Source organism: Nesterenkonia populi (assembly GCF_007994735.1).
GTDB lineage: Bacteria > Actinomycetota > Actinomycetes > Actinomycetales > Micrococcaceae > Nesterenkonia > Nesterenkonia populi.
In genome coordinates this window covers 219,567-232,591 of the sequence record NZ_VOIL01000001.1, presented here as the reverse complement: position 1 = coordinate 232,591, position 13,025 = coordinate 219,567, and the positions used below count along the sequence as shown (strand labels likewise).

General features: G+C 66.9%; 15 protein-coding genes. 14 read left to right on the top strand and 1 reads right to left on the bottom strand.

Annotated elements, in window-relative coordinates; translation table 11 throughout:
- Positions 1–90 precede the first annotated feature (90 nt).
- From secY to FWJ47_RS01010, 11 genes are all read left to right on the top strand, one after another.
- Positions 91–1,401: a preprotein translocase subunit SecY gene (gene secY, locus FWJ47_RS01060; RefSeq protein WP_147103047.1), complete on the top strand. Its 1,311-nt coding sequence runs from the start codon at positions 91–93 to the stop codon at positions 1,399–1,401.
- A complete protein-coding gene (locus FWJ47_RS01055; RefSeq protein WP_147103045.1) occupies positions 1,398–1,964 on the top strand; it encodes an adenylate kinase in 567 nt (188 codons plus the stop codon). The genes secY and FWJ47_RS01055 overlap by 4 nt, the downstream gene beginning before the upstream one ends.
- A gap of 2 nt (positions 1,965–1,966) precedes the next feature.
- Complete coding sequence (gene map, locus FWJ47_RS01050) at positions 1,967–2,803, top strand: type I methionyl aminopeptidase (RefSeq protein WP_425465987.1); 837 nt, start codon at positions 1,967–1,969, stop codon at positions 2,801–2,803.
- Between the two features lie 183 nt (positions 2,804–2,986).
- Entirely contained in the window at positions 2,987–3,208 is a 222-nt protein-coding gene (gene infA / locus FWJ47_RS01045; RefSeq protein WP_146340987.1) for a translation initiation factor IF-1, read from the top strand.
- Between the two features lie 20 nt (positions 3,209–3,228).
- The gene (gene rpmJ, locus FWJ47_RS01040; protein ID WP_147103041.1) at positions 3,229–3,342 is read left to right on the top strand and encodes a 50S ribosomal protein L36; all 114 of its coding nucleotides are present in this window, start codon (positions 3,229–3,231) and stop codon (positions 3,340–3,342) included.
- A gap of 187 nt (positions 3,343–3,529) precedes the next feature.
- Positions 3,530–3,898, top strand: coding sequence for a 30S ribosomal protein S13 (gene rpsM, locus FWJ47_RS01035; protein ID WP_147103039.1), 369 nt, complete (start codon positions 3,530–3,532; stop codon positions 3,896–3,898).
- A gap of 15 nt (positions 3,899–3,913) precedes the next feature.
- The gene (gene rpsK, locus FWJ47_RS01030; protein WP_146340990.1) at positions 3,914–4,315 is read left to right on the top strand and encodes a 30S ribosomal protein S11; all 402 of its coding nucleotides are present in this window, start codon (positions 3,914–3,916) and stop codon (positions 4,313–4,315) included.
- Positions 4,316–4,442: 127 nt separating this feature from the next.
- Positions 4,443–5,459 carry a DNA-directed RNA polymerase subunit alpha gene (locus FWJ47_RS01025; protein WP_147103037.1) on the top strand — a complete coding sequence of 339 codons (1,017 nt, stop codon included), beginning with the start codon at positions 4,443–4,445 and terminating at the stop codon, positions 5,457–5,459.
- Positions 5,460–5,517: 58 nt separating this feature from the next.
- Complete coding sequence (rplQ, locus tag FWJ47_RS01020) at positions 5,518–6,102, top strand: 50S ribosomal protein L17 (RefSeq protein WP_147103035.1); 585 nt, start codon at positions 5,518–5,520, stop codon at positions 6,100–6,102.
- A 72-nt stretch (positions 6,103–6,174) separates the two neighbouring features.
- Complete coding sequence (truA, locus tag FWJ47_RS01015) at positions 6,175–7,014, top strand: tRNA pseudouridine(38-40) synthase TruA (protein ID WP_147103032.1); 840 nt, start codon at positions 6,175–6,177, stop codon at positions 7,012–7,014.
- Between the two features lie 132 nt (positions 7,015–7,146).
- Positions 7,147–8,592 carry a sugar porter family MFS transporter gene (locus FWJ47_RS01010; protein WP_147103029.1) on the top strand — a complete coding sequence of 482 codons (1,446 nt, stop codon included), beginning with the start codon at positions 7,147–7,149 and terminating at the stop codon, positions 8,590–8,592.
- Here the strand turns inward: FWJ47_RS01010 and FWJ47_RS01005 are convergent.
- A complete protein-coding gene (locus FWJ47_RS01005; RefSeq protein ID WP_246126107.1) occupies positions 8,577–10,532 on the bottom strand; it encodes a BglG family transcription antiterminator in 1,956 nt (651 codons plus the stop codon). The two genes, FWJ47_RS01010 and FWJ47_RS01005, sit on opposite strands and share 16 nt — an antisense overlap.
- A 156-nt stretch (positions 10,533–10,688) precedes the next feature.
- Here FWJ47_RS01005 and FWJ47_RS01000 point away from each other — a divergent pair, with 156 nt between their 5' ends.
- Genes FWJ47_RS01000 through ptsP form a run of 3 tightly spaced genes read left to right on the top strand, consistent with a single transcriptional unit; the run spans position 10,689 to position 12,994 of the window.
- Positions 10,689–11,012 carry a PTS sugar transporter subunit IIB gene (locus FWJ47_RS01000; RefSeq protein ID WP_147103027.1) on the top strand — a complete coding sequence of 108 codons (324 nt, stop codon included), beginning with the start codon at positions 10,689–10,691 and terminating at the stop codon, positions 11,010–11,012.
- A gap of 33 nt (positions 11,013–11,045) precedes the next feature.
- Positions 11,046–11,315, top strand: coding sequence for an HPr family phosphocarrier protein (locus FWJ47_RS00995; RefSeq protein WP_147103025.1), 270 nt, complete (start codon positions 11,046–11,048; stop codon positions 11,313–11,315).
- Positions 11,316–11,317: 2 nt separating this feature from the next.
- Positions 11,318–12,994, top strand: a complete 1,677-nt coding sequence (ptsP, locus tag FWJ47_RS00990) for a phosphoenolpyruvate--protein phosphotransferase (protein ID WP_246126106.1) — start codon at positions 11,318–11,320, stop codon at positions 12,992–12,994.
- The last annotated feature ends 31 nt before the right edge of the window (positions 12,995–13,025 follow it).

Sequence of the window (13,025 nt, the reverse complement as noted above, 5' to 3'; positions counted from 1 at the left end):
AGCCCCCTGGGGCCTCAGCTGAGGCCCCAGGGGGCCGTTCGCGTTAGGATGGCAGACTGTGTGGTCGCCTGACCCATTTGAGGAGGACGCTTGTTCAGCGCAATAGCCAGGGTGTTCCAGTCACCCGACCTGCGCATGAAGATCCTGTTTACGCTCGGGATCATCGTGATCTACCGCATCGGCGCATTCATCCCCGCCCCCGGGGTCGACTACGCCGGCGTTCAGCGGTGCCTTGCGCTGGGCAACGCCGAGGGCGGCCTGTACAACTTCGTGAACATGTTCTCCGGCGGGGCGATGCTGCAGCTCTCCGTCTTTGCGCTCGGAGTCATGCCCTACATCACGGCGGCCATCATCGTGCAGCTGCTGCGCGTGGTCATCCCTCGCTTTGAGGCGCTCCAGCGGGAAGGAGCGCAGGGCCAGGCAAAACTGACCCAGTACACCCGCTACCTCACCCTTGCGCTGGCCCTGATGAACGCGACAGTGCTCGTCACCATGGCGCGCACCGGCACGCTCCTGGGGTGTGAGGGCGAGTGGATCATCCCCGACCAGTCGCTGTTCATCATCGTGCTGATGATCCTCACGCTGGTCACCGGCGTGGCGATGATCATGTGGCTCGGCGAGCAGATCACTGAGCGCGGCGTCGGCAACGGCATGTCCATCCTGATCTTCGTCGCCATCGCCGCCGGCTTCCCCGGCTCCATGCAGGAGATCTGGGCCGTGCAGGGCTGGCGGGTATTCACCGTGGTCTGCGTGATCGGCCTGCTGCTGATCGCGGCCATCGTCTTCGTCGAGCAGTCCCAGCGCCGCGTGCCGGTCCAGTACGCGAAGAAGCAGATCGGCCGCCGCACGGTGGGAGGCTCCTCCACCTACATCCCGATCAAGGTCAACATGGCAGGGGTCATCCCGGTCATCTTCTCCTCCTCGGTGCTGATGCTGCCGAGCGTGTGGATGCAGTTCAACCAGCCGGAGGCCGGCGAGGATGTGGGGCCGCTCTATGAGTTCGTCGCACAGTACTTCGGCTCCGGCGACCACCCCCTCTACATGGCGGCATTCTTCCTGGCCACGGTCGGCTTCACCTACTTCTACGTCTCGATCACGTTCAACCCCAACGAGGTCGCGGAGAACATGCGCAAGTACGGCGGCTTCATCCCCGGTGTGCGTGCAGGCAAGGCCACTGAGTCCTATCTGGGCTACGTGATCAGCAGAATCACCTTCCCGGGCGCCCTGTACCTCGGCTTCATCGCGCTGATCCCGCTGATTGCGTTCGTGCTGATCGAGGCTGACCAGAACTTCCCGTTCGGAGGCACGTCGATCCTCATCATGGTCGGGGTGGGGCTGAACACGGTGAAGCAGATCAACGCTCAGCTTGAGCAGCACAACTACGAAGGGCTTCTGCGATGACACGACGCATGCTGATCGTCGGCCCCCCGGGCGCCGGCAAGGGAACCCAGTCCAAGAAGATCTCCGAGGAGCTCGGCATCGTCGCCATCTCCACCGGAGACATATTTCGGGAGAACATCAAAGGCGGCACCCCGCTGGGCCAGGAGGCCCAGAAATACGTCGAGGCCGGCAATCTGGTGCCTGACTCCCTGACCAACCGGCTCATCGAGGACCGGCTGTCCTGGGACGACGCCGAGAACGGCTTCCTGCTGGACGGCTACCCCCGCAATCTGACCCAGGTCGAGGCATTCGATGAGATCATCGCTCGCCTGGGCGTGGAGCTGGACGTAGTCCTGGAGCTCACGGCGGAGAAGGAGGAGCTCGTCTCGCGGCTGGCCAAACGAGCTCAGCAGGAGGGGCGCAGCGACGACACCGAGGATGTCATCCGCCACCGCCTGGAGGTCTTCGAGTCGGAGACCTCCCCGATGATCGCCGAATACTCCACCCGTGGGCTGCTCAAGCAGGTCGACGGGCTCGGCGCCGTGGACGAGGTCAACGCGCGCATCATGAAGGAGCTCCGCTGAGCATGTTCCGCTCGCGCGTCGAGCTGAAGACCCCCGAGCAGCTCCGGCACATGGACGCGGCCGGCAGCATCCTCTGTGAGGCGCTGGACGCGACCGTCGCCGCCGCAGCCCCAGGGGTGACCACCGGTGAGCTCAACGACGTGTTCTCCGAATTCATCGCCCGCCGGGGCGCCAAGCCGAACTTCCTGAACTACCACGGGTTCCCAGCCTGCATCTGCACCTCCGTCAACGAGGAGGTCGTCCACGGGATCCCCGGGGGGCGGGTCCTTGAGCAGGGCGATGTCCTGAAGATCGACGGCGGCTGCATCATCGCGGGGTGGCACTCCGACTCTGCCCGCACGGTGATCCTCGGCTCATCCGCCGACGGTACGGCGGACCCGGCCGATGAGCGACTCTCTGAGATCACGAAGGGTGCTCTCTGGGCCGGCATTGCCGCTTTCGCTGAGGCGAAGCACATCGGCGAGGTCGGGGAGGCCATCGAGGAGCACATCACCTCCCAGAAGGGTCCCGCGCTGGGGATCCTTGAGGACTATGTGGGGCACGGCATCGGTTCTGCCATGCACATGGCTCCGGATGTCTTCAACTATTCGACCGGCATGAAGGGCACCAAGATCAAGCCCGGCATGGCCGTGGCCATCGAGCCCATGCTGGTCCGAGGCGGCATCGACACGAAGGTGCTCGACGACGACTGGACCGTGGTGACCACTGACGGCTCCCGCTCCAGCCAGTGGGAGCACTCCGTCTGCCGGCACGAAGACGGCGTCTGGGTCCTCACCGCGCCCGACGGGGGAGCAGTCGAGCTGGCTGCGCACGGCATCACTCCGGCGCCTCCGGCCTGAGCGCAGACCCGCCGAGTGGCGCGCGTTGCTTGACTCCGGTAGGATCGTCTGTTGGTTGTCTCTGCGGTCATCTGTGCCCAGAGGCTCTGAAGCAGAAATCCAGATCCTCCGCTGAGACTCAGCGCCATCAGTCCGTCTGACGGCGTATTCGCTGCGGGGGATCGCGACCGGTGTGTGGAGCGTATGGGGAAAAAAGAAGGCGTCATCGAAGTAGAGGGCTCAGTTGTCGAGGCTCTGCCCAATGCCATGTTCCGAGTGAGGCTGGAGAACGAGCACGTGGTGCTCGCCACCATCTCGGGCAAGATGCGCCAGCACTACATCCGCATCCTCCCCGAGGACAGGGTCGTCGTGGAGATGAGTCCCTACGACCTCAACCGCGGCCGCATCGTCTACCGCTACAAGTAAACCAAGACAGAGGTATAGCCATGAAGGTGAAGCCGAGCGTCAAGCCGATCTGCTCCGACTGCAAGCTGATCCGCCGCAAGGGCGTGGTCCGAGTGATCTGCAAGAACGCACGCCACAAGCAGCGCCAGGGCTGAGGCCCAGCGCAGCACCGCAGCTCGAAAAAATAGAACAGCAGCGCAGCTCGCAGGAGCTGGCGAGCACACCTCCGGTTGCCGAAGGCCGGAGACCCGATGAGAGCCTCACCTCCGAGGCCGGGCCGGAAATGGTCCCAGCGGGGAGCACTGCTGAAGACCTTCGGACGAACTAAGGAGGACTGACCAGATGGCACGTCTGGCAGGAGTCGACATCCCCGATGCGAAGCGCTCGGTGATCGGACTCACCTACATCTACGGCGTGGGCCGCACCCGCGCCGCCGAGGCCCTTGAGGCCACCGGCATCGACCCCAACACTCGCGTGAAGGACCTGACTGACGACCAGCTCGTTCAGCTGCGCGACTACATCGAGGGCAACTTCACCGTCGAAGGCGACCTCCGCCGTGAGGTCTCCGCCGATATCCGCCGCAAGGTCGAGATCGGCTCCTACGAGGGGCTGCGCCACCGTCGCGGCCTGCCCGTCCGCGGTCAGAAGACCAAGACCAACGCGCGCACCCGTAAGGGTCCGAAGAAGACCGTCGCAGGCAAGAAGAAGTAGTTCAGCAGGAGAATTATGCCCCCCAAGACTCGAGCAGCCGCGCGCAAGCCGCGCCGCCGCGCATCAAAGAACATCACGCAGGGCCAGGCTCACATCAAGTCGACCTTCAACAACACCATCGTCTCCATCACTGACTCCACCGGTGCGGTGGTCTCCTGGGCCTCCTCCGGCGAGGTCGGCTTCAAGGGCTCCCGCAAATCCACGCCCTTCGCTGCGCAGATGGCCGCTGAGCAGGCTGCCAAGCGGGCGCAGGAGCACGGGATGAAGAAGGTTGACGTGTTCGTGAAGGGTCCCGGCTCCGGCCGCGAGACCGCCATCCGCTCCCTGCAGGCCGCAGGCCTGGAGGTCGGCTCCATCTCCGACGTCACCCCGTCGGCCCACAACGGCTGCCGCCCTCCGAAGCGCCGCCGCGTCTGACACGGCTTCTTCGCCGGCCACACAGCACCCCGGCGGCACGCATGCCGTCGTCGTGCGCCACATCTGAAGTTCCCCGCCGACAACAGTGTGCGTCAAATAGCGGACGCATACGGATAAGGAACCACAAGTGCTCATTGCACAGCGCCCCACGCTGACAGAAGAAGTCGTCAACGACACCCGCGCCCGTTTCACCATCGAGCCGCTTGAGCCCGGCTTCGGCTACACCCTCGGCAACTCGCTGCGCCGCACCCTGCTCTCCTCGATCCCCGGCGCTGCTGTCACCAGCATCCGCATCGACGGCGTGCTGCATGAGTTCAGCACCATCAACGGTGCCAAGGAGGATGTCACTGAGCTGGTCCTCAACGTGAAGAAGCTCTCCGTCTCGTCCGAGCACGACGAGCCCGTGGTCGCCTACCTCCGCAAGGAGGGCCCCGGCCCGGTCACCGCAGCCGACATCACCCCGCCGGCGGGCGTGGAGTTCCACAACCCGGACCTGCAGCTGCTCACCCTCAACGAGGACGGCAAGCTGGACCTCGAGCTGACCATCGAGCGCGGCCGCGGATACGTCTCCGCCGCCATGAACAAGCTCGAGGACTCCGAGATCGGTCGGATTCCCGTGGACTCCATCTACTCCCCGGTGGTCAAGGTCAGCTACAAGGTCGAGGCCACTCGTGTGGAGCAGCGCACGGACTTCGACAAGCTCACCATCGACGTGGAGACCAAGCCCTCCCTGGTGCCCCGTGATGCCCTGGCCTCCGCCGGCTCCACCCTGGTGGAGCTGTTCGGCCTGGCCAAGGAGCTGAACTTCTCCGCCGAGGGCATCGAGATCGGCCCTTCGCCGACCGATGCCGCCCTGGCTGCGGACATGGCTCTTCCGATCGAGGACCTGGAGCTCACCGTGCGCTCCTACAACTGCCTCAAGCGCGAGGGCATCCACAGCATCGGTGAGCTCACTGCTCGCTCCGAGGCTGACCTGATGGACATCAGGAACTTCGGTGCCAAGTCCATCGACGAGGTCAAGGAGAAGCTGGTCGAGTACAACCTCCAGCTCAAGGACTCCCCGGAGGGCTTCGACCCCGCGGCAGCCCGCTTCGCCGCTGAAGAGGAAGAGTACGACGACGAGGACCCTCAGTTCTCCAACTGAGGCTCCGCACAGATTCGGCTCGCCTCACAGGGTGAGCGTGTAACCAAGGAGTAAGACAATGCCAACCCCCACCAAGGGACCGCGTCTGGGCGGAGGCCCAGCGCACGAGAAGCTCATGCTGGCCAACCTCTCGGCCCAGCTTTTCGAGAACCGTTCGATCACTACTACGGTGACCAAGGCCAAGCGTCTGCGTCCCTACGCTGAGCGGCTCATCACCCTCGCCAAGAAGGGTGATCTGGCTGCCCGTCGCAGGGTGGTCGCCCAGATCAGCGCGAAGAACGCCACCAACCAGGGCATCGTGCACGAGCTGTTCACAGTGATCGCCCCGGCCATGGCCGAGCGCGAGGGCGGCTACACCCGCATCACCAAGATCGGCAGCCGCAAGGGCGACAACGCCCCCATGGCTGTCATCGAGCTGGTGATGGAGCCGGTGAGCCCCAAGCAGAAGGTCGTCCGCGACGCTGAGGCTGCGGCTGCTGCTGCCGCCCCCGCCGAGGAGGAGCCTGCTGAGGAGCAGGCTGCCGCCGACGCAGTCGAGGCAGAGGCATCCGACGAAGCTGCCGCTGAGACCCCGGCCGACACCGAGGCTGACGAGACCGCAGCCGAGGCCGCGGCCGAGGAGACCCCGGAGGAGGACAAGTAGGTCCTCTGCTCTGATACAGAAATGCCCCCGTGCCCGATCTAGGGACGGGGGCATTTCTGTATCGTTCTCCCCATGCCCCGCATCCGCCTCGATCTCGCCTACGACGGCAGCGCCTACCGCGGGTGGGCGGCCCAGCCCGGGCTCGCCACTGTGGAGGGGGCGCTCCGGGACGCCCTGGCCACCATCATCCGGCGCGAGGTGCCCGTGACCGTCGCCGGGCGGACCGACGCCGGAGTTCACGCCCGTGGCCAGGTGGTGCACCTCGATCTCAGCGACGAGGAATTCGACGGCCTCTCCCGCAGGCGTGAGATAGAGCCCGCCGAGGCGATGCGCCGCCGACTCTCCGGAGTGCTGGGACGGCAGGCGGGCGCCGTCGTCCTTCATTCCGTCCGAGAGGTGCCGGGAGAGTTTGATGCCAGGTTCTCCGCGCTCAGCCGCACCTACACCTACCGGATCGCCGACCAGCAGCTGCTCTGGGACCCCCTGCGCCGTCAGGACACCGCCTGGGTGCGCACGCCTCTGGAGGATCGCGTCATGGATGCTGAGGCGATCAGCGTGCTCGGCCTGAAGGATTTCGGAAGCTTCTGCAGGCCGCGCGAGCACTCCACGACCATCCGGGAGCTGCAGGATTTTCGCATCCGTCGCGGCGAGGACGGCATCATCACGGCGCTGCTGACCGCTGACGCATTCTGCCACCACATGGTGCGAGCACTGATCGGGGCATGCATGGACGTGGGGGAGGGGCGACGCGAGCCCGGCTGGCTGGCGTCACGCCTCCGCGAGCCCTCCTGGGATCAGCGCGTCCGCCTCGCGCCGCCCCAAGGACTGGTCCTGGAATCAGTGGCGTATCCAGAGGACGCTCAGCTCGCCGGACGGGTCTCGCAGACCCGGGCGATGCGCCCTGGGAGCTGATCCCTCCCGCATCATGCACGAAGCTCCTGGCCCCTCAGCGCGACACTTCTCACCAAATATGTTGCATCAGAAGTTATAAGTCGGCAGAATCAATGCGATCATGCTCAACGACGAGTAGAAATGAGAGCAAAGATGACCTCGAACAGTGAAGCAGCAAGGGGGTCACTGGGCGGTGCGGTCGCGTGGGTCGTCCTCGTCGCCGCGTTCGGCGGATTTCTCTTCGGCTTCGACACCGCCGTGATCAACGGCGCGGTCGGGCCCATTGCCGACGAATTCGACCTCGGCGCATTCATGCAGGGCTTCAGCGTCTCCAGCGCGCTGCTGGGCTGTGTGATCGGCGCCTTCGCTGGCGGAACCATCTCGGACCGTGTGGGCAGGCAGAAAGCGATGCTCATCGCCGCCTCCCTCTTCTTCGTCTCCGCGATCGGCACCGCGCTGGTGTTCAGCGTCTACGACCTGATCTTCTGGCGTGTGGTCGGCGGCATCGGCGTCGGTATGGCCTCGGTGATCGCCCCGGCCTACATCGCTGAGGTCTCCCCGGCGAACTGGCGCGGCCGTCTCGGCTCGCTCTTCCAGCTGGCGATCGTCACCGGCATCTTCATGGCCGCGTTCTCCAACTGGATCTTTGCTGAGGTTGCCGAAGGAGCCTCCAACGAGCTGTGGTTCGGCCTGGAGGCGTGGCGCTGGATGTTCCTCTCTGAGGCGGTTCCCGCCCTGATCTACGGACTCCTGGCGCTCTCGGTGCCGGAGTCGCCTCGCTACCTGGTCTCCCGCGGCCGCGACAAGGAAGCTGCGAAGGTCCTCCAGGACGTCGTCGGCATTCAGGGGCAGGACTCCCTGGCGGCCAAGATCACAGAGATCCGCGACACCATCAACTTGGAAGCGCGACAGAAGCTCAAGGATCTGTTCGTCGGCGGAAGACTGATGCCCATCGTCTGGGTCGGGATCGGCCTGGCCGTCTTCCAGCAGTTCGTCGGCATCAACGTGATCTTCTACTACTCCACCACGCTCTGGCAGGCCGTGGGCATTGAGGAGGACCAGGCGATGCTGGTCCAGGTCATCACCACCAGCCTGAACATCATCGCCACCATCGTCGGCATCCTGATCGTGGACAAGGTCGGCCGTCGCATACCGCTGGCCGTGGGCTCCGCGGTGATGGCTGTGGGCCTGGGCATGATGGCGATCTCCTTCTCCTTCGCCCAGGTGGTCGGCGACGCCGGTGACGATGGCGGTGTGATGCTGCCCGAGCCGTGGAACATCATTGCCCTGATCTCGGCCAATATCTTCGTGATCGGCTTCGGCGCCACCTGGGGTCCGTTCATGTGGCTGATGCTGGGCGAGATGTTCCCCAACCGGGTGCGCGCTGTGGCCCTGGGCGTCGCCTCCGCGTTCAACTGGGGCTCCAACTTCCTGGTCTCCTCGCTGTTCCCCTCGATGGCGGAGCTCTCACTGGTCTTCGCCTACGGCTTCTATGCGATCAGTGCGCTGGTCTCGCTGTTCTTTGTGCTGAAGTTCGTGCCGGAGACCAAGAATCGCGAGATCGAGGAGATGACGCAGAACGCCTACTCCAAGGCCTGAGCCAACGCCTCGACGAAGCTGGAGAAGTCCCTGCTGCGCCTGATGATGCGCTGCAGGGACTTCCTCTCTCCGAAGACTTCCACCAGCTGCTCGAAGACCGTCTGGAACGCGTCCCGCTCAGCTTCGCTGAAGGCCACGAGCGCAATGGCCTGGACCCGTTGGCCGCCCCAAGGAAGGCCGCCCTCCGCGATCCCGATGGAGATGGCGGTGGTGGTGGCTGTCATCTCCATGGCGTGAGGCACAGCGAGCGCCTCGGTGAACGCGGTGGAGGACATGGCCTCCCGGGCCACGGATGCCTCGATGTAGGAGGCGTCGATCACGCCCCGCTCCACCAGCGGCTCGCCGAGCAGGCGGATGGCGTTCTCCTCGTCGGAGGCCTCGAGAGGGCGGAAGAACGCGTCTTCGCTGAAGTACCGTTCGAGCTTCTGGCGCAGCCGGGCCAGCCGGCGAGTGCGTCGTACGCGGGCGGCGGCAGCGGTGATGCGGTCCACGTCGGACTGGGTGAGGAAAGGCGCGAGGGTGACGATGCGCTCGTCAGGCGTGGGCGGCGGGACGGTGCTGAGGATGAGGTCGGTGTCGAAGGATGACCAGTCGGGATCCACGCCCGTCTCCATCCGGACCACTTCCACCGAGGCGCCGAGGGTCTCGTCGATCCGTGAGCGGAGCAGCTCGTGGAGCTCGTAGTAGCCGGGGCTGACGATTGTCGCGGTGAGGGCGGTGTCGGCCCACCGGGTGGCTTCGAGCCGCCCTCCGACGTGCATGGCGAGGTAGCCGATCTCGTCGTCGGGCAGGGGGACGCCGAGGCGCTGGGAGATGTCTGAGGCGAGCGCGACGGCGATCTCGAAGACCATGGGGTAGGCGGATTTGAGCGATTGGGTCATGGGGTTGCGGGACCAGGCGTGCTGCTCGGCGCGGAGCATGAGGTTCTGCACGTGGAGGGAGAGGCGCCGGACGAATCCGGGATCGTCGAGGCCGACCATGTAATCGTGAGCGGCACGGGCGACGGCGGCGGCGACGACGCTTTCGACCTGCGGGTCGGCCTGGACCGGGCGCGTCCCGCCGGGGGCGACGACGCGGGTCAGCGCCAGGGATGCCAGGTGGTCGAGGTCCGCGGGGGTCAGGCGCAGGCTGAAGTGGCGGGTGCTGAGCTCGCCGAGCATGGCGGTGATGCGAGCGCGGTCCTCGTCAGGCGGAGATGCCGCCGCCGGGGGCCGGCCGTCGGCGGCGGATGGCTCCAGAGGGCGCCCTCGGGCGGCGCGGTCGGCGGCGATCGCGGCGTGCAGGGCCACGTCGGCGGAGGCGAACTCGTTGACGTAGAACCCCAGTCCGCGCAGCTGTTCGGCCAGCTCCCGAGCGAAGGGGCCCAGTGCGGCGCCGTCAACCGTCCGCAGTGCGGCGGCCCGTCGCATGGAGTCGACGTCGAAGCTCTCCTGCTCCATCTCCTCATGCACCAGGGAGGAGATCAGCCGGCGCTGGGCGGCTTCGCTGCCGGAGAGCATCGCCCGCGAGCCGAAGCGGTCCAACGTGAGGTCACGGCCGAGCATCATGGTCCGGGCGCGCTGCAGGTCTGCCTCGACGGTGGCTTCGCTCAGGTGCAGCCGCTCGGCGGTGCGTGCGAGGTCGACCCCGGAGGCCGCCTCGAGCAGCTCACGGATGAGTGCGCGCGCCCTTGCGTCCGGGGACGATTCGGAGCGTGCGGGGCGCAGCCGGCTCAGCCGGCGAGGGTCAGCCCGGTAGCCTTCGGGGCCGGACTCCACCGCGGGGGCGCCTTCTCCGGCGTCGTGAGTCTCCTCGGCCCCGGCCCGCGCGTTGATCTGCGAGATGTAGCTGCGCACGCTGCGCGGGGTGACGCCGAGGGAGTCGGCCAGGGAGGCGCCGGTGATCCACCCCTGCTCCTTCAGGAGCAGAGAGATCAGCTGATCCTGGCGCCGGGTGCCCACCTGTGCATCCTCCCACAGGCCTGTCGGCCGAGTTTCCGCGGGGGCGGAAAAAAGCATCGTCCGCGGACCTATGGCTCTGTGCCCTGCATCACGGGACAATCGAGGACGGAAGAAAACTCCGGAGAACTCACAGAACGAGCAGCAGAAGGCAGATCGATGAAGATCCTGGTGGTGTGCGGCGCAGGCGCGTCCAGCACATTCATCGCCCAGCGCCTCAACCGGGCGCTGGAGGGCGAAGGCCTGCCGCACACCGCGCAGCCAGGTGCCCAGTCGTCGCTGCTGTACGAGCTGGATGAGGCCGACGCCGTGCTTCTGGGTCCCCACCTGGCGGACCTTGCCGAGGACGTGCGCGGGCTCAGCGGGCCGCAGCAGACGCCGGTCGGTGTGCTTCCGGAGAGCATCAGCACAGACCTCGACGGCAGCGCAGCCCTGGGTGCGCTGCTCGAGCTCATCAGCAGCGCGGAGAGCCCCTCCGCCTAGATGAGTCATCAACCCCACGAAAGGCTTCTCATCATGTCCGCATCGCGCACCGTCACCGTCGCCTCCTCCAGCGGCCTGCACGCCCGCCCTGCCAAGCTGTTCGTCTCCGCAGCCCAGGAGACCGGTGTTCCGGTGACCATCGCCAAGGGCGAGAAGACGGTCAACGCCGCCAGCATCCTCACCGTGCTCTCTCTGGGAGTGGAGAAGGGCGACGAGGTCGTCCTCACCGCCGAGGGGGAGAGCGCCGAGTCCGCGCTGGACACCCTTGAGCAGCTCCTCGTCACCGACCACGACGAGGCCTGAGCATGACTCCCGCCGGATCCAGCGCCGGGATGCTCATCGGCACCGGCATCGGCCAGGGCGTCGCCCACGGCCCGGTGGCCCGCATGGCGCCCCCGCCGGCCGCCCCCCTGGCGGAGAAGTCCACCCTCGCCCCTGAGAAGGAGAGGGAACGGGCCGCTGAGGCCGTCAGCGCGGTCGCCGCAGACCTCGCCGCCCGCGGCGAGAAGGCGGGGGGAGAGGCTCAGGAGGTCCTTGAGGCCCAGGTCATGATGGCCCAGGATCCGTCCCTGGCGGAGGCCGTGGAGGCGAAGACCGCTGAGGGCAGCCGGGCTGAGTGGGCGGTGCACAGCGCATTCGAGGAGTTCGCTGAGATGCTCAAGGGCCTCGGCGGCTATCTGGGCGAGCGTGCCGCCGACCTCAACGACGTCTCCCAGCGGGTCGTCGCCCACCTGCGCGGCCTGCCCGCCCCAGGCGTGCCCGATCCCGGCCGCCCGTTCGTGCTGGTCGCCCGGGACCTCGCTCCCGCTGACACCGCCCTGCTGGACCTGGACAAGGTTCTCGCGCTGGTGACCGTGGAGGGCGGCCCCACCTCTCACACCGCGATCCTCGCCCGCGGCGCGGGAATCACCGCCGTCGTCGGGGCACGGGGCGCCGAGACCCTCGCTGAGGGGCAGGACATCATCGTCGACGCCGCCTCATCCCATGTCATCGCAGACCCCACCGCTGAGCAGCGTGCTGAGGTGCAGCGCCGCATCGAGCAGCGCGCCGCCGTACAGTCGGCCCCCGTCACCCCGGGTGCGCTCGCCGACGGCACCGCCGTGCCGCTGCTGGCCAACCTGGGCAGCCCCGAGGGTGCGGAGAACGCGGTGCAGCTGGGCGCTGAGGGCGTCGGGCTGTTCCGCACCGAGTTCCTCTTCCTCTCCTCCGACAGGGCACCGTCCGTGGATGAGCAGGCCAAGGCCTACACCCAGCTGCTGGAGGCGTTCCCCGGAAAGAAGGTCGTGGTCCGTGTGCTCGACGCCGGGGCGGACAAGCCCCTGCCGTTCCTCACCAACGATGAGGAGGAGAACCCTGCCCTCGGTCTGCGCGGCATCCGCGCCCTGCTTGCCAAGCAGGAGGTCCTCGAGGACCAGCTGACCGCGCTCGCCCAGGCTGAGGCGGCGACCGAAGCCGACGTGTGGGTCATGGCCCCCATGGTCTCCACGGTTGAGGAGGCCGAGCAGTTCACGGAGCTCGCCCTCGCGCACGGGCTGAAGACCGCAGGTGTGATGGTGGAGGTCCCATCCTCCGCTCTGCTGGCCGAGCCGATCCTGCAGCGCACCGGCTTCGCCTCCATCGGCACCAACGACCTCACTCAGTACGCCATGGCCGCAGACCGCCTCCTCGGGTCCGTGGCCAGCCTCCAGGACCCGTGGCACCCCGCCGTGCTGCGGCTCATCCGTGAGGTCGGAGCCGCAGGCCGGTCCGCCTCCAAGCCGGTGGGCGTCTGCGGCGAGGCGGCAGCGGACCCGCTGCTGGCCGTCGTGCTGGTGGGCCTGGGCGTGAACACCCTGTCCATGGCGCCTGCCGCTCTGGCCGAGGTCCGCTACGAGCTCTCCCAGCACACCGCAGACTCCGCCCGTGCGGCCGCTGAGGCCGCACTGGGCACCACCAGCGCCGCCGCCGCCCGTGCGGCCGTGCGCGAGGCGCTCACCCAGTAGCACCTTCTACAACGACAACCGCAGAACAACG

Bases quoted from the DNA above. Each gene is read 5' to 3' on its own strand.
- FWJ47_RS00995 (WP_147103025.1), top strand. From the start codon at position 11,046: ATGTCCGCATCGCGCACCGTCACCGTCGCCTCCTCCAGCGGCCTGCAC.
- ptsP (WP_246126106.1), top strand. From the start codon at position 11,318: ATGACTCCCGCCGGATCCAGCGCCGGGATGCTCATCGGCACCGGCATC.
- rpmJ (WP_147103041.1), top strand. From the start codon at position 3,229: ATGAAGGTGAAGCCGAGCGTCAAGCCGATCTGCTCCGACTGCAAGCTG.
- infA (WP_146340987.1), top strand. From the start codon at position 2,987: ATGGGGAAAAAAGAAGGCGTCATCGAAGTAGAGGGCTCAGTTGTCGAG.
- FWJ47_RS01000 (WP_147103027.1), top strand. From the start codon at position 10,689: ATGAAGATCCTGGTGGTGTGCGGCGCAGGCGCGTCCAGCACATTCATC.
- rplQ (WP_147103035.1), top strand. From the start codon at position 5,518: ATGCCAACCCCCACCAAGGGACCGCGTCTGGGCGGAGGCCCAGCGCAC.
- rpsK (WP_146340990.1), top strand. From the start codon at position 3,914: ATGCCCCCCAAGACTCGAGCAGCCGCGCGCAAGCCGCGCCGCCGCGCA.
- map (WP_425465987.1), top strand. From the start codon at position 1,967: ATGTTCCGCTCGCGCGTCGAGCTGAAGACCCCCGAGCAGCTCCGGCAC.
- FWJ47_RS01055 (WP_147103045.1), top strand. From the start codon at position 1,398: ATGACACGACGCATGCTGATCGTCGGCCCCCCGGGCGCCGGCAAGGGA.
- truA (WP_147103032.1), top strand. From the start codon at position 6,175: ATGCCCCGCATCCGCCTCGATCTCGCCTACGACGGCAGCGCCTACCGC.
- rpsM (WP_147103039.1), top strand. From the start codon at position 3,530: ATGGCACGTCTGGCAGGAGTCGACATCCCCGATGCGAAGCGCTCGGTG.
- FWJ47_RS01010 (WP_147103029.1), top strand. From the start codon at position 7,147: ATGACCTCGAACAGTGAAGCAGCAAGGGGGTCACTGGGCGGTGCGGTC.